The organism is Streptomyces sp. NPDC039480 (assembly GCF_055597165.1).
This window is the reverse complement of the sequence record NZ_JBVITX010000001.1, coordinates 711784-732510: the sequence shown is the minus strand read 5'-3', so window position 1 is coordinate 732510 and position 20727 is coordinate 711784. Positions and strand designations below refer to the sequence as shown.

Here is a 20727-nt window from a genome sequence, read left to right as displayed (position 1 = left end):
TCGTGGTTTTCGCGCCGTTCCCCGCGCCCCTGGTAGGGGCGCCCCCCAGCTGGGTGGTTAGGTGCGGCCCTCTCGTTCTTGGGCGTCTTTCAGGGGGGCCGAGGGGGGTGCCCAGTCGGCTCTGTGGGCGGGGAAGCCTGCTCGTTTTGCCTCTTCGCAGACCAGTTCGTCGTCGTCCACCAGGACGCGGATCTCGCGCTTGCGGGAGATCCTGCGGAGGATCTCCAGCTTGGTGCGGCGGGCGGGGCGGCGGTCGTCGTTGCGGCGCATCCAGATGCGCCCGGCAGGCAGGCCGTGGCGGGCCAGCCACTCCTCCGTGTCCGCGCGGCAGCGCTCGGGGCGTCCGGTGAGGTAGACGATCTCGCACTCCTCCGCGCTCGCCAGGGCCAGTTCGACGCCGCGGGCCAGCGGCGGATCCTGCGGCGCCGCCGCGAAGAACGCGTCCCAGTCGCGGGGCTTGCGCTCCAGGTACCGCTGCCGGTGCGCGGTGTCCGCGAGGGTGCCGTCCAGGTCGAACACGGCCAGAGGTTTGTTCTCTTCGGTCACGTGGACAGCGTAGAACGCGGGTATAGCGCAGTGGAGCAGTGTGTCTGGGTGGGCGTGAGGGAAGTGGGGGGAAGAGCTGTGGGCGTATTGGATCGGGCCGCCTTCAGGGGGGTCGTGCGAGGGAGTCTCGCGTTGAGCGTGGCGCTCGTGCCTGCCGTGTTCTGCGGGCCGGCGCGCGCTGCGGTGCCCGTCTGTCCCATCGTGTACTTCGACCTGGGCGAGACCCTCGTGCACACCGCCGACGACGGCGGCATCAGCTACCGGCCCGGGACGGACTCCTACCTGCGTGAACTGCGCGAACGGCACATCCGGGTCGGCCTGATCACCAATGTGCCGTCCGCCTGGGGCTCGACAGACGCCGAGCGTGCCGCCCGGCTGAAGCAAGAGGTCGACGCCACCTGGCGCGGATCCACGCCCTTCGCGTGGAAGGACTTCGGCGACCGTATTCTCACCCCGCGCACCGAGGCGGAGCGCAAACCGGCCCCCGCCCTCTGGCAGCGGGCGAAGGCCGGTTCGGGCGATTGCCGGGTCGTCCATCAGGCGGAGACCGCCGAGGAGGTCAGAGCCGCTTCCGCGGTCGGCTTCGTGCCGTATCAGGTGGGCCGACCGCACCGGCCCGCGTTTCTTCCGGTCCGGCTGGTGGAACTGCTCGGGGACCGGCACCACTCCCCTGCTTGACCATCCCGCTGCGCAGGAGCAGTTGGAAGACGCCGAGCAGCACCGCCGTCGCGAGCGCGCTGTGCCACAGCAGCGCGTCCAGGCGCCCGGCGGCGAGATAGGCGCCCACGGCGATCGCGGCCAGCGCGCACACCGCGCGGTCCACGATGCTCTCGACGGAGAGCAGGGTGGCGCGCGGGGCGTGCGCGGGCACCGCGTCGTTCACCAGCTTGCGCTGGATGGGGTACGCGAAGCCGGTCGCGGCGGCGAAGAGGCAGAGCAGCGCGACGACGGCCCAGGGTCCGCCGAGCGTCATGGCCGCCAGGCTGCCCGCGAGGGCGAGGCTGAGGATCGAGACCCAGGCGACCGGCGGCAGGCGGCGGCTCAGCCACTGCGGGCGGGCCGAGGCCACCGCCTCCGCCACCGTCATCGCCGCCATCACGCCGCCGTGCGAGGCCTCCGCGATGCCGTGGTCGAGGAGGATCGGCTGGAAGAGGTTGACCTGGCAGATCCGGGAGAGCGTGAAGATCGCCACGCCCTGCACCATCACCAGGGCCAGCCACCGCGAGGCGGCGACGCAGCGGAGCGCCGTGCCCGCGTCCCGCAGGAACGCGCCTCCCCCGCCCACCCTCTTCCCCGTGCCGCCGTCCGGCCCCGCGAGGCGCGGCAGCGCGATCGCGCAGGCGAGTGAGCCCGCCGCGCTCGCGGCGCTGAGCACGTACGGGGTCGGGTGCGCCACGGCCATCAGGGGGCCGACCAGTGGCCAGCACACGACCTTCGCCACCAGGCCCAGGGCCCGCGCGGTGCCCTCCGCCTTCAGGTAGTGGTCGTCGCACTTCTCGGAGCGCAGCCCGTCGTACAGGTAGGCGCTGGCCGCGCCCGAGGTGAGGGAGCGGCCCGCGGCGATGGCCAGGAAGTGGACGAGGAAGCCGGTGTAGGAGGCGCTGAACACCGGAGCCAGGTTCGCCGCCGTCATGACCACCGCGCCGGCCCGCAGGCAGTTGCGGGTGCCGATCCGGTCGGCGATCAGGCCGGTCGGGATCTCGAACAGGCAGAAGGCCACGTAGTAGATGCTCTGGATGCCGAAGATCTGCCCGTCGGAGAGCCCGGCCTCCTTCTGGTAGGCGTAGAAGACGGGCATCCACCACAGCAGGTTGAACAGCAGCTGGAAGCCGTAGTTGAGCCGGATGATCCGGTGGGCGGTGGGCGTGAGGCTGGTTGGCGCCGCCTTGCCGGAGGGCGCCCTCACAGCGCGTACGGGCGGATCTGGACCAGCCGGAAGTCGCCCCGGTCGGTCATCAGCCACTCGATGTCCAGCGGCCTGTCCACGTCGTCCGCGCTGAAGTGGGACTGGAGGAGCCGCCCGGTCAGGGACAGGTCGGCGAGCCGGGCGCGGGTGGCGGCGGAGAGCGCGTCGCCCCAGGAGCCCAGGGCGACGGTGCGGCCGCCGCCCTCCACGGTGTTGTAAAGGTACTGCTGCGGCAGGACCGAGCCCTCGACCACCTGTTCCGGGGAGCCGGGGGAACAGTTGAGGTAGACGTTGCGGAAGTCCTCGCGGCGGGTGGGGTTGCAGGTCACCAGGACGCCGCCGAGGGCTGCGGGCACGTACTCCTGGATGATGACGCCCATGTAGGTGTCGTCCAGGGAGATGCCGACCTGGTGGCGGAGGCGCACGCTGCGGGGCGAAAGCAGCGAGGCCCACACCTGGCGTACGGCCTCCAGGAGTTCGCCGGTGCCGTGGACGGTGGTGACGGAGTCGTAGACGCCCGCGGCGGAGAAGCCCGGCAGGTCCTCGGCATTGGACGAGGAGCGCACCACCAGGCGGCCGCGCGACCCGGCGGGGGCCGGGAAGGCCTGGCTGATCTGCCGGGTGACCGACTCGGGGACGGGGGTCTGCCGGATCAGGTGCTGGAGTTGCAGGCAGAGCGAGTCCAGGACGTCGGTCGCGTCGAGTTCGAGTGCCATCTTCAGCTTGCCGATGCCCTGTTGGAGTGCGGGCGAGGAGGCGAGGAAGTGCTGCTGGAGCGCGAAGGGCAGCGCGACGCCGTCCGGGGCGCCGACCGTCCGGGACACGAACTCGGCGGCACGCGTGCGGAGTTCCCCTTCTGAGGGTGCGGTCAGGCCGAGGCGGGTCGCGAGGTGTCCGCAGAGGTGCTCGCGCGGCGGGCGGGGCCGTCCGTAGAAGGCGGTCAGGTCGGCCGTACGGCTGTCGAGCACGTGGTGCAGCTCGCCGAGGTTCGCCGCCTTGGTGCCGTAGCGGTCGCGGTCGGCTGCGCGCAGCCGGTGCAGGGCGAGGACGGGGGTGTCGTCGAGCAGGGGCGGTTCGAGGCGGATGCGCTGCTGGTGCCAGGCCGGGGCCCGCAGGCCGGGGTCGTGGTCGAGCCGCTCCAGGGATATCTCGTCCTCGCGGACGCGGTAGCGGACCCACGCGCCGTCCAGGCCGTCCTTCTCGACGAGCTGTTCGAGGTCGCGCACGATCGCGTTGGGGATGCCCCAGCCGGAGGCGAGGACGTTGGTGTGGGAGAGCGGGGTGATCGGCGCGGTGTTGAGGAATCCTGCCACCCGGGGCACGTCGTCCGGCAGGCACGGCATGGCCACGATGTCCGCCCAGCCGAGCTGAGCTGCCGCCGCCTCGTACTCCTCGGTCGTGCGGAAGAACCGCAGCCGGCCGGTGGCCTCGCCGGGGTTGAGCGGCGTCCGGGTCCGGGAGCCGAAGAGTTCGTGGCTGAGAACGCGCGGCACGCGCTGCTCGCTGATCGCCGCCAGCTCCTCCTCCTGGCCGTGGTTGGCGGGTTTGAGGAGCAGCGGCAGCCTGCCGTCGACCCGGGAGCGCACGAACTCGTAGAAGAGGACGAGCAGTTCGCCGTGCATGGTGTCGGCCTCGGTCGTCTCCAGGACGAGGAAGGTGCGTTCGCGGCCGTCGGGCTCCTCGTCGGTGTGCAGGGAGAGCACACCGAGCAGGAAGCGGCGCTCGGGGTCCATGTAGACGGAGGCGTTGAACGCGTCGAGGTCCGCGTCGAGGGCGGTGAGGTCCATGCCCAGGACGCGCGTGGCGATGTAGTCGACGTGGAAGGGGTGCGCGGCGGTGTCGAGCAGGTGCCAGGTGTTCTCGGCGCGGTCGACGACGACTTTGAGGTACGGGTGTCCCGCGAGGACTCCGGAGAGGGTGCGGAAGAGCGGCAGGGAGAGGTTCTGGCCGATGACCGTGCGGTCCGTGGCCGGTTCGGCGGCGCCGGTGAGCAGGTGGGCGGTCATGCCGAGACCTCCTCGGGTGCCACGAGAGAGGGCCGGGCGGCGGGCAGGACCCGGGGCAGGGCGTCCACCAGGGTCTCGAAGTCGCGGAGCACGGTCCGCGCGTCGGTGGCGGAGAGCAGGCACAGGGCCGCCATGGTGTTGGCGCCCGCGGCCGGTTCGTACACCGGCACGACACTCCCGTCGGGCAGCGAGCTCTCCGCGACCACCGACAGGCGGCTGCCTCGGCTGAGAGGTGTGTCCGCCGAGACGGCGGGGAAGTCCCAGATCCTGCGGTCCTGCCAGGCGCGGCCGCTCCCGTCGACCGCGAGGACGACGAGGGAGCCCGCCGCGCCGCGCGCCTGCGCGGGGGTGAGTGCCTGCGCGGGCCAGTGCACCTCGCGTCCGAGGAGGTGGTCGACGAGCATGCCGACGAGGTCGAGTCCGAAGACCTCCTCGATCTGCGGCACGGTCATCGCGCCGCCGAACCGCGCGGCCGTCTCGATCAGCCACATGCTCCCGCCGGCGCCGAGCTTGATCTCGGTGTGGGTCCCGCAGTCGCGCAGGCCGAGGGCGTCGACCGCGCGCCGGGCCAGCTCCACGATCCGGTCCTGGGCGTCCCGGTCCAGGAGGGCGGGGGTGATGCTCGCGCGTTCGGTGAACGGCTCGACCGTGGGCATCCGGCCGCTGAGGCAGACCGGGTGGAAGGTGCCGTCCGTGACGACGCCCTCGACGCTGACGTAGTCGCCCCAGCCCGGCTCGTCGAACCAGTCGGACGCGGTGCCGGTGACGATCTGCTCGACCACGTAGTCCGCTGCGGCCTCGGCGACATGCAGCTCCGCGTAGCCCAGCTGGGCCGATTCGGCCATCACGTCGCGGGAGCGGGCCCAGGCGGCCGGCGCCTCGTGCGGGGAGCGGATGATCTGGTGTGCGGTGGAACCGGCGCTCCAGGCGGCCTTGAGCAGCAGCGGTCCCGGCAGGGAGCGGGCCGCCGCGCGCAGGTCCGCCTCGGTGGCGACGGGGCGGAACTCGGGCTGCGGCAGGCCGTGTCGGCGCCAGGTGTGCCGCATCAGCCGCTTGTCGCGGGCGAGCGCGGCGGCGCCGCCCGCCCCCGCGAGTCCGAGCGCCTCGCACGCCTCGGCGACGGCCACGACCGCGTACTCGGAGAAGGTGAGCACCGCGTCGGCGCCCACGGCTCGGGCCCGCGAGACGATCAGGGACACGAGGTCGGGGTGGTGTGCGTCGTCGGGTGTCACGACCGAGGCGCACAGTCTGCGGGCGGAGCCTGCCACGGCGGGCGGAAGAGCGCTGAGCGCCAGCAGGTGCACTTCCGCCTTCGCGGCCGTCCGGGAGAGGACGTGACCGAGGGGCGGGCCACCCTTGGCATGCACTAACAGCACCTTGCTCACGGAAGTTCGTCTCCATTCGTGTGGGTTGCCACGGATCGCCGTATCCGTGCGGGATGTGGGACGAGGCCGTGGGAATCAGCCGGTCCACATCGCGGGGCGTGTTCACCCGCTCACTCAAGGGGACCAGGCCACAGACGCCCGTGACGCCTCGATGGGCGCCCACGACTCAGGCAAATGCCTGAGTGACCGCGCGTCGGAGAGTCTGAGACGGACGGAGACCGCTGTGGACGATTCCAGCCTCAAGGCGCTGCCCCCGAGCGAGAGCCGGGCCCACAGCTTCGCGGACCTGGTGGATCTCGCCCCGGCCGCCGCCTTCATACGGGACAGCGACGGCCGCTACCTGTGGGCCAATCACGCCTACGCGCACCTCTACGGCACGGTCCCGGAGGACGTCGTCGGCAAGTACATCGAGGATCTCGACGCGCCCGCCGAAGCCGGCCGGTTCCGCGCCCTGGACCAGGAAGTCCTCAGCAGGGGCGCGCCGGTGCGGCACACGCTCGGCTACCGGCGCAGGGACGGCAGCGCGGGCCGGGCCGTGGGGCACCGCTTCCCCGTCCGGGAGAACGCGCGGACCTGCGTCGCCGGGATCTACGTGGACGTCACGGACCATGTGCGCGTCACGGTGCGGTGGCAGGAGGCGGAGGAGAATCTGCAGGCACTGCGCGACCACAGCGGGCTGCCCTGCGCGCTGCTCTCGGCGAACGGGCGCGTCGTCGAGGCGAGCGCGGCGGCCGCGGAGCTGTTCCGCCTCGACCCGCACGACCTGGTCGGCCGCCGGGCGCACACGCTGCTCGCCCCGGAGCCCGGCCTCGATCTGCTGCACCGCCGCTGGCAGGACCTGCTGTCCCGCCGCACCAGACGGATGGAGACGTCCGCGGTGCTCGTGGACGCCCAGGGGCTGAGGCGCCGCGCGCGGCTGCATCTGACGACGATCGGTCACTCCGCCGTACGGGCCAGGTACGTGTGGGCCGTCGTGACCCACCAGAGCCTCGCGCACGAGGCCCATCCGTCGCTCACCGCCGCGCAGATCCGCATCCTCTCCCTCCTGGCGGAGGGCAGCAGCAACGGGGACATCGCCACGTCGCTGAAGCTGTCCCGGCAGACGGTCGACTACCACCTCAGCCGGCTGCGGCAGCTCCTGGGCGCGGCGACCCGGCCGGCTCTCGTCGCCCGCGCCTATGTTCTCGGCATTCTGGCGCCGTGCGCCTGGCCGCCGCGCTCCGCCACGGCGGCCCATCCGCTCAGCGCTGTCTGACGGGTCCTCCGGTCAGCGGATGTTGACGTCGATGCAGGCGTAGAAGGCGTTGGAGGTGTCGCCGATGTTCCACACCGCGAGGACCTTGTGCCTGCCGGTGAAGTTGCCGAGATTGACCTGGTGCGAGACGGTCGACGGAGGCTGCTGGTTGCCGCCGTCGATGGTGGCGACCTTGGTGCCGTCGACGAAGTACTCGTAGTTCGCGGTGCGGTGCCGTGCGGTGAACGTCCAGGTGAAGGTCTGCGTCCTGCTGACGTCGCTGACCTTCCAGCCCTTGCTGTCGTTGTCCAGCTCCGCGAACCGGGCGTTGCCGCCGCTGCAGCTGCGCAGGCCCTTGGGCCCCTCGACGCTCTGCGGTTCGTACTTGATGTCGCCGCAGGGCACCGTGCGCGCGGCGCACTGGGCCTGGCGGCTCGCCGGGGAGTTGACGTAGCCGTGCGCGCTGGCCGAACCGGTCGGCAGGGTGAGGGCGAGGACGGGTGCCAGGCCGGCGCCGATCGCCGCGGCGATCTTCCGCTTCTTGTCCATGCGTACTCCTTCACGGGGCGGTGCTTCATGGGGGGGTGCGGCGTGAAGTGCTCTCGTGGGGCGAGTGAGGGGGTGGGGAATGGTGGGGGTGATGAGGGTGTTGCGGTCGAGCAGGGCCGGGGGTTCGCGGCTGCTGATTAGTCCAGACCATAGACTTCGGCCAGACGCGGTCAAGGTTGGTTTCCGGCCAGGTGAAGGGGTCTCCTGTGGAAGCAGTCCGGTTCTCTGTCCTCGACCGTTCACGCACCCGTGAGGGGCACGACGGTCCGGAGGCCCTGCGCGACACCGTGCGCCTCGCCCAGGACCTGGAAGCTCTCGGATATCACCGTTTTTGGGTCTCGGAGCACCACGGTGTGCCCGGTGTCGCGGGGTCGGCGCCGACGGTCCTCGCGGCGGCCGTCGCTGCGGCCACCCGCACCATCCGGGTCGGCACGGGCGGCGTGATGCTGCCGAACCATCAGTCGCTCGTCGTGGCCGAGCAGTTCGGGGTGCTCGAATCGCTCTTCCCCGGCCGGATCGACATGGGACTCGGCCGGTCGGTCGGCTTCACCGACGGGGTGCGCAAGGCGCTGGGGCGCGACAAGCACGACGCCGAGGACTTCGCGGACCAGCTGGCCGAGCTGCTCGACTGGTTCCGTGGCACGTCCGGCACGGGGGTGCGGGCCCGCCCCGCCGAGGGCCTGAGCGTCCCGCCATACATTTTGGCCGTGGGCGAGGGCGCGGCGATCGCCGCCGAGGCGGGTCTTCCGCTGGTCATCGGTGACATCCGGGGCCGCGAGAAGATGATGCGCGGCATCGAGCGGTACCGCGACGGGTTCCGGCCCTCGCCGTGGCTTGCCGAGCCGTACGTCATGATCTCGGGCACCGTCGCGGTGGCGGAGACCGAGGAGGCCGCCCGTCGCCTGCTGCTTCCGGAGGCCTGGTCGATGGCGTACTCCCGCACGCACGGCACGTTCCCGCCGCTCCCGCCGGCCGAGCGCGTGGAGGCGCTGGCCATGACGGAGAAGGAGCGCGGCTTCTACGAGTCGGGGCTGAGCGGCCACATCCACGGCACCGAGGAGCAGGTGGCGGACGCGTTGGGGCGGGTGATCAAGGAGAGTGCCGCGCAGGAGGTGCTTGTGACGACCAGTACGTACGACCGGGCGGGCCTGCTGGACTCCTTCCGGCGGCTGGCGCGGGTGGCGGGCCTGACTCCGGGCGGGCGCGCGTAGAGCAGGGCGCGCGTAGAGCAGGGCGCACAGGGCGGGGTCCGGGGTCCCGTTTCTCGGGTCCCGCCCGCGTCGCGGTCCGGGATCGGCCCGGAGGCGGCGCGGACGGGCGCGGTGCCCCCGTGGCACGGGGGACGGTTCCAGCGGAAGCACCGCGGTCCCAGTGGCCCTTGCGGTCGCTCCCCCAGGGCCCTCGGGGGTGGGTCGGGCGAAGGCGCTCACGTGGTCGCCAGCGCCTCCGTCGGGGGCAGCCGGGCCGCTCGTACGGCCGGGTAGAACCCCGCGAGGCCGCCGATGACCAGCGTGGCTCCGACGCCGCCCGCCATCGCCCAGAACGGGACCACGGACGGCCAGCCCTGGTAGGCGGAGTACCCGCCGGTGACGGCGATGCCGAGCAGGACGCCGCCGAGGCCGCCGAGGGCGGACAGGAGCAGCGCCTCGGCCAGGAACTGGGTGCGGATCTGGCCCCGCGTCGCGCCGAGCGAGCGGCGCAGGCCGATCTCGGAGCGGCGTTCCAGGACGGAGATGACCATGGTGTTGGCCACCCCGACGCCACCCACGAGCAGGGCCACTCCGCCGAGGCCGAGCAGCAGTCCGCTGAGGGTGTCGTCGGTGGCTTCCTTGGCGGCCAGCGCGTCCGAGGGGCGCGAGACGTTCGCCTCGTTGGGGCTCTCGGGGTTGGTGGTGGCCCCGAGGACGGCCTGTACGTCGTTGACGGCCGACTCCTCGGCCCGCGTGAAGATGGCGGTCGGTGAGCCGTCGAAGCCCAGTTCGCGCTCCGCCGCGGTCCAGCCCACGAGGGCCGACGAGTCGAGCGAGGGCACGAGTTCGTTGGGTGCGAGCAGGCCGACGACGGTGAACCAGCGGCCGCCGAGCCAGACCTTCACGTCCTCCCCCGCCTGGTGCACACCGAGCTGTTCGGCGGCCTTGGGGCCGAGGACGACGGACGGATAGCGGCTGTTGGCTGCGTTGAGCCAGCGGCCGTCGACGATCTCGGCGCCGACCGACTGCGGCAGGTCCGTCCTGGCGGCCGAGACGTTGAGGCCGCCGGTCTCCTCCTCGGGCGTGTGGTCGCTGCGGTAGACCTTGGCGTCGGTCTTGCCGATGGCGGAGACCGACTCGACGTCGTCCATGTTGGCGATCATGTCGACCGACTCCACGGGGAGATGGGCCTCCCCGCCGCTGAAGTTCTGCCCGGGGGTGACGGTCAGAAGATTGGTGCCGAGGGCCTGCAGCCTGCGGTTGAGGTCCTCGGTGGACGAGGTGGAGATGCCGACCACGCCGACCATCGCGGCGATGCCGATGGCGATGCCGAGCGCCGAGAGGAAGACCCGCATGGGACGGGAGCGCAGGCCGGAGCCGCCCACCCGCAGCACGTCGGCGGGGTTCATCCGGGCCGGCCGGGGCCGCCGCACGGGCTCGGGGGGTTCGGGAGCGGCGGACCGCTCCAGTTCCTTGATGCCGGTCATCGCACGGCCTCCTGGTGGGGAACGAGGGAGGAGGTGCTCCCGCCCGCGGCGACCGAGTCGTGCTCGATCCGGCCGTCCTTGAGGCGCACCTCGCGGGGCAGGGTCGCGGCGATGTCCCGGTCGTGGGTGATGACCACCACGGTCGTCCCGGCCTCGTGCAGCTCGTGGAGGAGCTCGATGACGACCGCTCCGGACCGCGAGTCAAGGGCGCCGGTCGGCTCGTCGGCGAGCAGCAGCGGCGGGTCGCCGAGCACCGCGCGGGCGATGGCCACGCGCTGCTTCTCGCCGCCGGACAGCTGGTGCGGCTCGTGGTAGAGCCGGTGGCCGAGGCCGACCCTGCGCAGCGCGCGCTCGGCGAGGCGGCGGCGTTCGCCGCGCGGCCTGCCGCTGTAGAGCAGCCCGTCCGCCACGCTGTCCAGGGCCGGTACGCCGTACGCCAGATGGAACTGCTGGAAGACGAAGCCGATGGTGTCGGCCCGCAGCGCGGACAGTTCACGGTCGGACAGTTCGGCCACGTCGTGTCCGTCGATGCGTACCCGCCCGGACGAGGGGCGGTCCAGGGTGCCCATGATGTTGAGCATCGTGGACTTGCCCGACCCCGAGGGGCCGACGATGGCGAGGAGTTCGCCGCGCCGGATGACGAGGTCCGCGCCGCGCAGGGCGGCGACGTCCTCGTACGTCTTGGAGACCCCGGTCAGCTCGACCACCGGCCGGTCCTGCCGGCCTGTCGCGGGCGCGGGGATCTCGCGGATGGGCAGGTTCACTTGGGAACCCCCACGACGGTGCCTTCCTTGATGCCCTCTCCGGACACCTCGACCTTGCTGTCGGCGAACATGCCGAGCTTGACCGGGCGGTACTCGGTGCCGTCGGCGGTGACGACCTCCACGGCGTACCCTCCGCCGCGCTGTGCCACCAGGGCGGCCACCGGGACGACGAGGACGTCCTTGCGGGACTCCGCCTTCAGCGTGACCTCGACGGCGGCGGCCTGGTAGCGGCCGAGGCCCTTCTGGTCCTTCACCGTCAGCTCGACGGGCAGCGTGGCCTTGTCGTCGGACTCCCCGGAGCCTGCGTCGCCGGAACCGCCCGCGGAGTCGTCGCTCTGCGCGGTGGACGGCGTTCCGATGTCCGTCACCTCGGCCTCGACCGTGTTGTCGTCCGGGAGTTGGACGGTGGCCTTGGTGCCCTTCTCGACGAGGTCCTCGAACTGCACGTCGAGGTCGACGCTGACGATCCGCTCGGTGCCGGTCCAGGAGAGCACGTCGCCGCTCAGGGCGGCGCCCGGCGCCGCCTTCACGTCCGCGACGCGCCGGGCGTCGGGGGCGACCACGGCGTCCCCGGCCCGTACCGTGCCGGTCTCCTCGCGGTTCAGGTCGTCCTGCCAGTCCTTCACGGCTTCGGCCGTGGCGGAGTTGTACGTCTCGTCGACAGTGAACCCCTTGTAGCCGAGGGCGCGGAGGTTCTTCTCCAGCATCTCGACGTCGTCCCCCTCGCTGCCCGAATGCAGGGTGCGGTAAAGGGGGAACGAGCCGTACAGGAGCGGGACCCGCTGCTGGTCGACGCGGTAGACGGTCTCGCCGCGCTCGACGACGGTGCCCTCCTCGGGCACCCAGGTGACGATGCCGTCGCCCGCGCTCCCGCCTGAAGCCCCGTCCTGGCCCGACTGACCGGACTGCCCCGACTGTCCTGACTGCGAGGACTGTCCGTCGCCCGTGCCGGACGCCGAGGCCGGGGCCTGCACGGTGGTGGCGTCGCCGTAGCCGAGGTTGCCGTCGACGCTCTCGGTGTCGGTCAGCGTCGTGCGCTCCACCTTCGCGGTGGCCGGCGGACCCGCGGGCGCGGAGCCCCCCGAGTCACCGCCGTCGCCGCCGATGGTGCCGGTGGCGGCGACACCGGCCGCCGCGGTCACGGTGATCGCGGCGAGCGCGATCAGCGAGGTGCGCAGCGGGCGGCGCCTGCGGCCGCTGCCGGACGCCGGCTCCTCCTCGTCCGCACCCGCCGCGGAGACGCGGTTCTCCGTGGAGACGGTCTCCAGCTCGGAGGCGGTGTCCGGCGCCGCGGTCGTGTCGAGCGCGGCGCCGCCGGTCCGGTTCGCCGGCACCTCGCCGGACCCGTGGCGTTCCAGCGCGCCGGACGGCTCGCCGGAGAGGGGCGGTGCTTCGGTCTCGTCGCGGCCGGTCACTGCGGGACGCCTCCCCCTTGACCGTTGTTCATCATCATGCCGCCACCGGGGTACTTGCTCTGGCAGGCGCCCATGGCCTTGGTGAACTCCGGGCCGCCCGGGGTGATGCCGGTGCCGTTGATGTCGATCTTCATGTTGCTGCCCTCGATCTCCGGGTCGGGGAACTTGGTCAGCCCGTTCTCGCGCAGGCACTTGGCCCACGCCGAGACCTTCTTCGAGTCGAGGGCCGCGCCCCCGCCCCCGCCGCCGCCCAGGCCCTGCGGGGCCTTGTCCCGGCAGGCCTCCTCGGCCTTCTTGTACGACTCCGAGTTCATGTCGACCCCGTCTCCGGGGGTGAGCCTGACGCCGCCCGTGTCCTGCTGCGGGTCGGGGTAGTCGGCCGCCCCGTTCTCGCGCATGCACTTCGAGTACGCGAGGCCCTGGTCGAACGGGCTGGTCGGGGAGGCGGACGAGTCCTTGTCCGACGAGGCGGCGGAGGAGTCTCCCGAGCAGCCGGTCAGGAGGGACCCGGTGACGAGGGCGGATGCGGCGACGAGTACGGGTGCGATGGTTCGCTTGCGGGCGAATGCCCGCTTCTGTGTGGTGAACATGGACCCAACTTCTACGCGGCGGGCGGTCACACGGCGGGCACAAAGCCGGGCGTCCGCACAGTGCCGCCATGGGTGGCGCAGAGCGCGCCGGGGCAGGCCGGAACGGCCGCGTGCCGAGGGCGCGCGGCCGTTCCGCTTCGCCCCTGGTGCGCGGGGGCGCGGGGTGCCGGTCAGGGGGCGGGTGCCGGTCAGGGTTCGGCGCGCTCCGGGCTGCCCCGGACCTGTGGTGTGCCGCACCACGCCGTGCGCCGGTGCTCCTCCTCCTGCGTGGAGTCGATCCGCTTCATGGCCGCCTTGAGCAGCGGTGGCGCCATGACGGAGGTGACCACCGCGACCAGCACGATGATCGTGTACGTCCTGGTGTCGAGGATGCCGAGCCGCAGTCCGACCATCGCGACGATCACCTCGATGACGCCGCGCGCGTTCATCCCCGCGCCGAGTGCCAGCGCCTCCCAGCGGCTCAGTCTGCTCAGCCGCGCCCCGATGTAGGCGCCCGCGAACTTGCCGAGGACCGCGATCGTGAGGACGAGCAGCGCGGCCGCGAGCACCGGCGGATGGCGCAGTGCCCGCAGGTCGATGCGGAGGCCCGCGGTCGCGAAGAAGACGGGGGCCAGGACGGCGAGGACCACCATGCGCAGCGACACCGTGCGCGCCCGGTCGAACTCCCCGCTCGAGCCGATGAGCATGCCGCAGAGGTACGCCCCGAAGACCGCTTCGAGGCCGAGCGCCTGGGTGCCGGCCGACGCGAGCAGGATCATCGCGGCGGCCGCCGAGACGGTCCGCTCGTCCGATCCCCTGCACAGCCGCAGGGCTCTGCGGACGACCGGGCGGCCGATCAGCAGCGCGAGCAGGAGGACCAGCAGGAGCGAGCCGATGGCCTCGGCGAACACGCCCGCGGTCAGCCCGCCGACGGTCATCGCGGACACCACGGAGAGCATGAGCCAGCCGAAGGTGTCGTCGATCATCCCGGCGGCCAGGGTCAGCTGGCCCACGTCGCGGTGGATGAGGTTCATGTCCATCAGCGTCTTGGCGATGACGGGGATGGCGCTGACGCACATCGCCACGCCGAGGAAGAGCGCGAACATCTGCCGGTCGGCCGCGCCGATGCCGAGCATCCGCGCGAGCGGGTAGCCGAGCCCGATCCCGAGGGCGAGGGGCACGAGGAGCCCCGCGAGGCTGACGCGCAGTGCTGTGGCGCCCCTGCGCCGGATCATCCGCAGGTCCATCTCGATGCCGGTGAGCCCGACGAGGAGGAGCACCGCGAGCTGGCCGACCGCGTCGAGGAGGTGGACCTGCCCGGGGTCGGAGGGCAGCAGCCAGGCCGCGGCGTCCGGCGCCACCCAGCCGAAGAGCGAGGGCCCGAGGAGGACGCCGGCGCTCAGCTCCCCCACGATCGCGGGGAGCCCGCAGCGGGCCGCCAGCCTGCCGAGCATGATGGCGAGCAGCAGCAGCACGCCGACCTGCAGCAGGAAGATCAGCAGGGCGTGCGCCGCGATCGGCGGCACGGGCGCGGCCGCCCACACCAGGTCGGCGGCCGCGGTCGGCCCGGTGCTGTGCACCGTGGTCACCTCCCGGGTCTGGATCCGGCGCCCCGCTCACCGGCCACGGCCGGTACCCCGGGGGAGAGTTCGCTGTACCGGCGGAAGCCGTAGAGGAGCGCGCTCTCGTGGCGGAAGCGCTCGACGGAACGCACCGCCCCGACGACGATCACGTGGTCGCCGGAGGGGTGGGTGCGCTCGACGGTGCATTCCGCGACCGCGTGCGCGGCCTCGATCAGGGCGGGGCTGCGGGTGCGGCCCGACGGACGCCAGGCGACGCGCTCGAACCGGTCGGGCGCGCCGGAGGCGAAGAGCGCGGCGACCCAGTCGGCCTCCCCATGCAGCAGGTTGACCGCGAACGCGCCGCTGGCGAGCACCGCGCCCAGCGTCGGGCTGCCGCTGCGCAGGCACGTCAGGAGCGTCGGCGGGTTCACACTGAGGCTGCACAGCGAGGAGCATGTCATCCCGCGGGGCTCCGCGCTGTCGTCCCGGGCCGTCACGACCGACACGCCGGTCGGGAACGACGCCATCATGTCGCGGAACTCGGTGTCCATGTGCCTCGCTCACACCCCGTCGCGCATGCGCTTGAAGTACTCGTTCTGCGTCGGCAGGGTGCGCACCAGCGACCGCGCCTTGTCCTTGATCGCCTGGAACTCGGCGAGCGCCTCCTTCTCGTCGACCAGGTCGAGCGCGGGCGACGGCTTCACGGGGATGCCGCCGGTGCCGAGCAGGATGCAGTTGTACGAGTACGGCGGCAGGCCGTGGTAGCGCGGGTAGACCGTGCCGGTGTCGGGGATCTTGCTCTCCCACAGTTCGAGGCGCTCGGCCAGCGAGTCGGGCACCTTCCGGGTCTTGGTGTCGCGCCAGTACTGGTTGTCGGCGCGCTTCGCGCCCCGGTAGTGCAGGACGAGGAATTCGCGTACGCCGTCCATCACATGGGTCAGGGCGCTGTTGTACTGCTCGCGCAGCGAACGGTCCCAGTCGGCCGCCGGGTAGTACTTGACCAGCTGCTCGATGGCGTAGTGGATGAAGAAGATCCCGGTGGACTCCAGTGGCTCGACGAAGCCGCTGGACAGGCCGATGGCCACGCAGTTGTTGACCCAGGAGCGGCGGCTGCGGCCGATCCGCATCCGGATGTGGTTGGCGGGCACGTCGGCGGCGGCGGGTCCGACGAACTCGCGCAGGGTGCGCTCGGCCTCGTCGGGGTCGATGTAGTCGCGCGCGTAGACGTATCCGGTGCCGATGCGGCTGATCAGCGGGATGGTCCAGATCCAGCCCGCGTCCTGGGCGGTGGCCGTCGTGCAGGGGCGGATCGGGTCCTTGTCCATGTCCATGGGGACCTGCAGGGCGACCGCGCTGTCGTTGGGCAGGGTGTCCTGGTACGGCACGAACGGTTCCTCGAGCGCCTTGTTCAGGAGCAGGCCGCGGAAGCCGGTGCAGTCGACGAAGAGGTCGCCCTCCAGCAGACCGTGCTCGGCGGTCCGCACGTGGGAAAGCCAGCCGCGCTCGTCGAGGCCGACGTCCACCACGTTGTCGACGACGTGCCGCACGCCGCGCTGCGTGGCGTACTTCGTGAGGTACTTGGCCAGCAGGTGCGCCTCGAAGTGGTAGGCGTACGGGAACTGCGCGCCCTGGTACTCGGCGATCGTGTTCGGCGGCGTCTCGCCCTCGACGAAGTCCTGTTCGAGGAGGCGGTTGTCGAGGTAGCGGGGGCTGCGGTCGGCGTCGATCACCGAGGCCATCACGAAGCAGTCCACGTCGAACCGCGCGGTGGTGGGGTGGCGCAGCCACCAGTCGGTGAGGGGGAAGCCCTTGACCGACCTGAGCTGCTCGAAGGGGTGGTAGAAGTGGTGCCCCGGCTCGCGCCAGTCCTCGAAGCGGACGGCGAGTTTGTACGTGGCGTTGCAGGCGGGCATCCAGTCCCGCTCGGCCAGGCCGAGGAACTCGAAGAAGTGCCTGATGTCGCTGAACGTGGCCTCGCCGACGCCGATGGTGCCGACGTCCGCAGACTCCACCAGTGTGATCTTGATCCGGTCGCCGAAGGCCGCCGTCAGATACGCGGCGGTCATCCAGCCGGCCGTGCCCCCGCCGACGATGACGACGTTGCGTACAGGAGCATGCGTCATTTCCCCCACCCCACTTTGATGATTGACCACCGATGCGCCGATGCACCGATGCCGGTGTGTCGGCGCACCGACGCACCCGCCGCGGCCTACCGGCCGCGTTCGTCCTGACCGCTCAGCGTGATCGCGCCGGCCGGGCACCTCGCGGCCGCGCCGCGTACCGCGGCGGCCGCACCGGGCCCGGGCCGTGCCGCTAGGAGCAGCACTTTCCCGTCGTCCTCCGACTGGTCGAACACAGCGGGTACGTAGCTCATGCACAGGCCGGAGCCCGCGCACCTGCCGCGGTCGACACGTACCTCCATCTCTCGCCCCTCCCTCCCCTCTCGCCCCTCTCGCTCCTTCGCCGGGTCGCCCCGGGCTCACCAGGTGACCGGCAGCCGCTCCACGCCGTATGCGGTCGACCGGACGCGGAACTCGACGTCCCGCACGGGCACCGCGAGCCGCAGGCCGGGGAAGCGCCGCAGCAGCGCCGCGTAGGCGATGCGCAGCTCCATCCGGGCCAGCGCGGCGCCGATGCAGTGGTGGATGCCGTGCCCGAACGCGACGTGCGGCACGGGTTCCCTGGTCACGTCGAGCCGGTCGGGCTCGGGCGTCAGTGCCGGGTCGCGGTTGGCCAGCGGGATCGAGCAGACGACGGTGTCGCCGGCCCTGATCAGCCTGCCGCCGAGCGTGACGTCCTCGACGGCGGTGCGGGGCGTCGGCGCGTGCGGCACGGACAGATAGCGGAGCAGTTCCTCGACGGCGCGGTCGAGGGCCGCCGGGTCGTCGCGCACCAGGGCGAGCTGACCGGGGTTCTCCAGGAGCGCGAGGGCGCCGAGGCCCAGCATGCCGGAGATGTTGTCGAGTCCGGCGAGCATCAGCAGGATGCAGATGCCCCGCAGTTCCTTGTCGGTGAACTCGGCGCCGTGGTCGCGCACCAGCATGCCGAGGAAGCCCTCGTCGGGGTCCTTTCGCTGCCGGGCGACCAGGGCGGCGAGGTAGCGGGTGAACGCCGATCCCGCGGCGGTGCGCTCCTGGCGTCCGCCGCCGGTGGCCAGGTGGGCGTGGCAGCGGCGCAGGAAGTCGTCGCGGTCGTCGCGGGGCACGCCGATCAGTTCGCACAGCACCGGTCCCGGGATCGCCGACGCGAACAGCTCGGCGAGGTCCGCGGGGCGCCCGGCGCGCTCCATGGCGTCGAGGCGCTCGGCGACGATGCCCTCGATGCGCGGCTGGAGTCTGCGCATCCGCCGGACCGTGAACTCCGGTGTCAGCATCTTCCGCAGCCGGGTGTGCTCGGGCGGGTCGTAGTCCATCAGGAGCCCGACTCCCTCGTCGGGCCGCCGGTCGTCGTCGGCCGGTGCGTGCGAGCCGAAGCGGCGGCGGGTGGAGAACCGGACGTGGTCGCCGAGTACCTTGCGCACCTCTTCGTGGCCCGTGACCAGCCACAGGGGCTCGCCGCCCGCGCCGGGGGCCAGGCCGGCGCGGGTGACGGGCCCGTCGGCGGCGAGCCGGCGCAGGTCGTCGGCCGGGTCGAAGCGGGTGCGGCGGGTGTGCAGCGGCACGGCTGCGGTCTCGTGCGGCATGTCGCCCCTCACCAGGCCACCGGCAGCGTCTCCACGGCCTTCGACGTGAAGCGGAGTTGGTCGCGCGGCACGGCGAGCCGCACCTCGGGGAACCTGCGCAGCAGTTCCGCTATGGCGATGCGCAGTTCCATCCTGGTCAGCGGCGCGCCGAGGCAGTAGTGGATGCCGTGCCCGAATGCCATGTGGCGGCTGTTGTCGCGGGTGATGTCGATGGGCTCCTGCGGCTCTCCCGGCGAGTTGGTGTTGTTGGCGCCGAGCAGGGAACAGGCGATGGACTCCCCCGCCTTGACCGTCTTGCCCGCGAGGGTGACGTCTTCCAGGGCGGTGCGGGGCGAGGCGTGCGAGATGATCGACACGCTCCGGATCAGCTCCTCCACCGCGTGGTCGATGAGCTCGGGACGCTTCTTGAGCAGGGCGAGCTGGTCGGGGTGCTCCAGGAGGGCGAGGATGCCGAGGCCCAGGGTGCCGCCCACGTTCTGGATGAAGGAGGCGAGGAGCGTCGCGGCGGTGCCCGTCAGTTCGGCGGGGCTGAGGTCGGCGCCGTGCCGTTGGATGAGCCGGCCGAGCATGTCCTCGCCCGGGTCGCGGCGCTTCCGCGCGGTGAACTTGCTCAGGTAGATCAGGTACGAGTTGCCCGCCGCGTCCCGCTGCTCCCTGTCCGGGTTGTCGATGCGGTTGGTGTCGAGGTGGCGGGCCAGTTCGGCCTGGTCGTCCCGGGGTATGCCGAGCAGCTCGCAGCCGATCAGGCTGGTGGTGGGCCACACGAAGTGCGGTACGAGGTCGATGGGCTGCTCGGCGCCCTCCATGGCGTCGAGGCGCTCGGTCACGATCTTCTCGACGAGTGGTTCCAGGGTGCGCACCCGCCGCAGTGTGAACTCGCCGGTGAGCATCTTCCGCAGCCGGGTGTGCTCGGGCGGGTCGTAGTGCAGCAGATTGCCGGGCTGGACGAGGCGTCGGGAGTCCTCGATGGTGTCCGCGGGCGGCAGCGTGGTGAACCGCTCCGTGTCGCCGAGCACCGCCCGCACCTCGTCGTACCCGGTGGCGAGCCAGGCGCGTTCCATGGTCCCCGGCGGGGTGGTCTCGACGAGCGGCGACTGTTCGGTTTCGTCCAATGGCTTGGGCATTCTCGGAATCCTTTCGCCCTTTCCTACGAGTCTGAATTCGGTGCCGCACACCCGTCAAGGATGTCCAAGTGTCACCAGCGGACGAGGAGTTCGTCTATTCCGTAGTTCGGCGTCCAGGTGCGGAAACGGATTTCCTCCGCGGGTACCGCGACGCTGAGTTCGGGGAACCGGCGGAACAGGGCCGCGATCGCGATGCGCAGCTCGACCCGGGCCAGTACGGCACCCAGGCAGTGGTGGACGCCGTGCCCGAAGGCGAGGTGCCCGGAGTTGTCGCGGGTGATGTCGAGGGTGTCCTGCGGCACGCCGTCGACCGGGGAGCGGCTCACCGCGAGCAGGGAGCAGATCACGGACTCGCCCGCCCGGATCAGGTGCCCGCCGACGGTCACGTCCACCAGGGCGGTACGGGGTGTGGCGTTCTGCACGGACGAGACGTAGCGGATGAGCTCCTCCACCGCCGAGGTGATCAGGTCCGGCCGCTCCTGGAGCAGGGCGAGCTGGTCGGGGTGGTCGAGCAGGGCCAGCGGGCCGAGGCCGAGCATGCCGCCGATGTCCTCCAGGCCCGAGCCCATGATGGCGGCGGCCATGCCGGTCAGTTCCTCGTCGGTGAGCTCCGCGCCGTGCCGGCGGATCACCATGCCCAGCAGGTCGTCGCCGGGGGCGCGGCGCTTCTGCCGGATGAGCCTGCGCATGTAGACCATGTACGCGTTCACGGCCGCCCGCTGCCGTTCCCGTTCCTCGCGGCTGGTGTGCCGGCCGAAGCCGGTGCCGGTCCTGCTGATGTTCAGGTTGCGGGCGAGTTCGGCCGCGTCGTCGCGGGGCACGCCGAGCAGCGCGCAGCCCACCAGGCCGGGGGTGGGCCAGGCGAAGTGCCGTACGAGGTCGGCGGGTTGTCCCGCGCCCTCCAGCGCGTCGAGGCAGTGCGCCACGGTCTCCTCGATGAAGGGTTCCAGCCTGCGGATGCGCCGGAGGGTGAACTCGGGGGTGAGCGTCTTGCGCAGCCGGCTGTGCTCGGGCGGGTCGTACTGGCGCAGGTTGCCGACCTCGATCTGGGGTTTCCCGCCCCTGCCGTCGTCGGGCGGCAGCATGCTGAACCTGTCGTCGCCGAGGATCGCCCGCACCTCTTCGTAGCCGGTGGCGAGCCAGTGCCGGGTCGGGGCGCGCCCGCCGGTGTCCAGTTCGACGAGCGGTGTGCGGGCGCCGAGTTCCGTCAGTTCGGGAACGGGTTCTATTCCGTTCCTGCGTGTGTGCGCGGAGGTGCTCACTGCCTTCGACATTCAGGGTCCCTTTCGCCCTGTGAAATCCGGAGAG

Annotated in this window: 19 protein-coding genes; 3 read left to right on the top strand and 16 right to left on the bottom strand. The window is 71.9% G+C overall.

Annotated features, from left to right (window positions below):
* Window positions 1-57: 57 nt before the first annotated feature.
* Window positions 58-780 (bottom strand): phosphatase domain-containing protein, encoded by a 723-nt coding sequence (locus ACZ56E_RS02755; RefSeq protein WP_471210209.1) that lies wholly within the window; start codon window positions 778-780, stop codon window positions 58-60.
* Between ACZ56E_RS02755 and ACZ56E_RS02750 the strand changes: the two genes are divergently transcribed.
* Entirely contained in the window at window positions 685-1224 is a 540-nt protein-coding gene (locus ACZ56E_RS02750) for an HAD family hydrolase (protein ID WP_471210207.1), read from the top strand. The genes ACZ56E_RS02755 and ACZ56E_RS02750 overlap by 96 nt on opposite strands.
* On the opposite strand, the gene ACZ56E_RS02745 is transcribed toward ACZ56E_RS02750, so the two are convergent.
* From ACZ56E_RS02745 to ACZ56E_RS02735, 3 genes are read right to left on the bottom strand one after another with little or no spacing between them, the layout of a single operon-like run.
* Entirely contained in the window at window positions 1106-2452 is a 1347-nt protein-coding gene (locus tag ACZ56E_RS02745; protein WP_471210204.1) for an MFS transporter, read from the bottom strand. The two genes, ACZ56E_RS02750 and ACZ56E_RS02745, sit on opposite strands and share 119 nt — an antisense overlap.
* Window positions 2449-4458: a PEP/pyruvate-binding domain-containing protein gene (locus tag ACZ56E_RS02740; protein WP_471210202.1), complete on the bottom strand. Its 2010-nt coding sequence runs from the start codon at window positions 4456-4458 to the stop codon at window positions 2449-2451. The genes ACZ56E_RS02745 and ACZ56E_RS02740 overlap by 4 nt, the downstream gene beginning before the upstream one ends.
* The gene (locus ACZ56E_RS02735; protein WP_471210200.1) at window positions 4455-5825 is read right to left on the bottom strand and encodes an ATP-grasp domain-containing protein; all 1371 of its coding nucleotides are present in this window, start codon (window positions 5823-5825) and stop codon (window positions 4455-4457) included. Before ACZ56E_RS02735 ends, ACZ56E_RS02740 begins: the two co-directional genes overlap by 4 nt.
* Before the next feature lie 241 nt (window positions 5826-6066).
* Between ACZ56E_RS02735 and ACZ56E_RS02730 the strand changes: the two genes are divergently transcribed.
* Entirely contained in the window at window positions 6067-7098 is a 1032-nt protein-coding gene (locus tag ACZ56E_RS02730; RefSeq protein WP_471210198.1) for a PAS domain-containing protein, read from the top strand.
* Window positions 7099-7110: 12 nt separating this feature from the next.
* Here ACZ56E_RS02730 and ACZ56E_RS02725 read toward each other — a convergent pair whose 3' ends face one another.
* Window positions 7111-7626 carry a lytic polysaccharide monooxygenase auxiliary activity family 9 protein gene (locus ACZ56E_RS02725; RefSeq protein WP_471210195.1) on the bottom strand — a complete coding sequence of 172 codons (516 nt, stop codon included), beginning with the start codon at window positions 7624-7626 and terminating at the stop codon, window positions 7111-7113.
* Between the two features lie 206 nt (window positions 7627-7832).
* Here ACZ56E_RS02725 and ACZ56E_RS02720 point away from each other — a divergent pair, with 206 nt between their 5' ends.
* On the top strand, window positions 7833-8837 hold the full coding sequence (locus ACZ56E_RS02720; protein ID WP_471210192.1) for an MsnO8 family LLM class oxidoreductase: 1005 nt from the start codon (window positions 7833-7835) through the stop codon (window positions 8835-8837).
* Between the two features lie 215 nt (window positions 8838-9052).
* Here ACZ56E_RS02720 and ACZ56E_RS02715 read toward each other — a convergent pair whose 3' ends face one another.
* From ACZ56E_RS02715 to ACZ56E_RS02665, 11 genes are all read right to left on the bottom strand, one after another.
* A complete protein-coding gene (locus ACZ56E_RS02715; protein WP_471211507.1) occupies window positions 9053-10225 on the bottom strand; it encodes an ABC transporter permease in 1173 nt (390 codons plus the stop codon).
* 74 nt (window positions 10226-10299) lie between these two features.
* A complete protein-coding gene (locus ACZ56E_RS02710) occupies window positions 10300-11067 on the bottom strand; it encodes an ABC transporter ATP-binding protein (protein ID WP_471210189.1) in 768 nt (255 codons plus the stop codon).
* Window positions 11064-12482, bottom strand: coding sequence for a peptidoglycan-binding protein (locus ACZ56E_RS02705; protein WP_471210186.1), 1419 nt, complete (start codon window positions 12480-12482; stop codon window positions 11064-11066). Before ACZ56E_RS02705 ends, ACZ56E_RS02710 begins: the two co-directional genes overlap by 4 nt.
* The gene (locus tag ACZ56E_RS02700; protein WP_468606830.1) at window positions 12479-13072 is read right to left on the bottom strand and encodes a hypothetical protein; all 594 of its coding nucleotides are present in this window, start codon (window positions 13070-13072) and stop codon (window positions 12479-12481) included. Before ACZ56E_RS02700 ends, ACZ56E_RS02705 begins: the two co-directional genes overlap by 4 nt.
* 188 nt (window positions 13073-13260) lie before the next feature.
* Window positions 13261-14631 carry a cation:proton antiporter gene (locus ACZ56E_RS02695; protein WP_471210183.1) on the bottom strand — a complete coding sequence of 457 codons (1371 nt, stop codon included), beginning with the start codon at window positions 14629-14631 and terminating at the stop codon, window positions 13261-13263.
* Between the two features lie 5 nt (window positions 14632-14636).
* Window positions 14637-15164: a flavin reductase family protein gene (locus ACZ56E_RS02690; protein ID WP_468606834.1), complete on the bottom strand. Its 528-nt coding sequence runs from the start codon at window positions 15162-15164 to the stop codon at window positions 14637-14639.
* A 9-nt stretch (window positions 15165-15173) separates the two neighbouring features.
* Window positions 15174-16736: a tryptophan halogenase family protein gene (locus ACZ56E_RS02685; RefSeq protein ID WP_471210180.1), complete on the bottom strand. Its 1563-nt coding sequence runs from the start codon at window positions 16734-16736 to the stop codon at window positions 15174-15176.
* Window positions 16737-16822: 86 nt separating this feature from the next.
* Window positions 16823-17035 carry a ferredoxin gene (locus tag ACZ56E_RS02680; RefSeq protein WP_471210177.1) on the bottom strand — a complete coding sequence of 71 codons (213 nt, stop codon included), beginning with the start codon at window positions 17033-17035 and terminating at the stop codon, window positions 16823-16825.
* A 57-nt stretch (window positions 17036-17092) separates the two neighbouring features.
* Window positions 17093-18295, bottom strand: a complete 1203-nt coding sequence (locus tag ACZ56E_RS02675) for a cytochrome P450 (RefSeq protein WP_471210174.1) — start codon at window positions 18293-18295, stop codon at window positions 17093-17095.
* A gap of 8 nt (window positions 18296-18303) precedes the next feature.
* Window positions 18304-19419 (bottom strand): cytochrome P450, encoded by a 1116-nt coding sequence (locus ACZ56E_RS02670; protein WP_468606842.1) that lies wholly within the window; start codon window positions 19417-19419, stop codon window positions 18304-18306.
* A gap of 71 nt (window positions 19420-19490) precedes the next feature.
* Entirely contained in the window at window positions 19491-20693 is a 1203-nt protein-coding gene (locus ACZ56E_RS02665) for a cytochrome P450 (protein ID WP_471210169.1), read from the bottom strand.
* Window positions 20694-20727 lie beyond the last annotated feature (34 nt).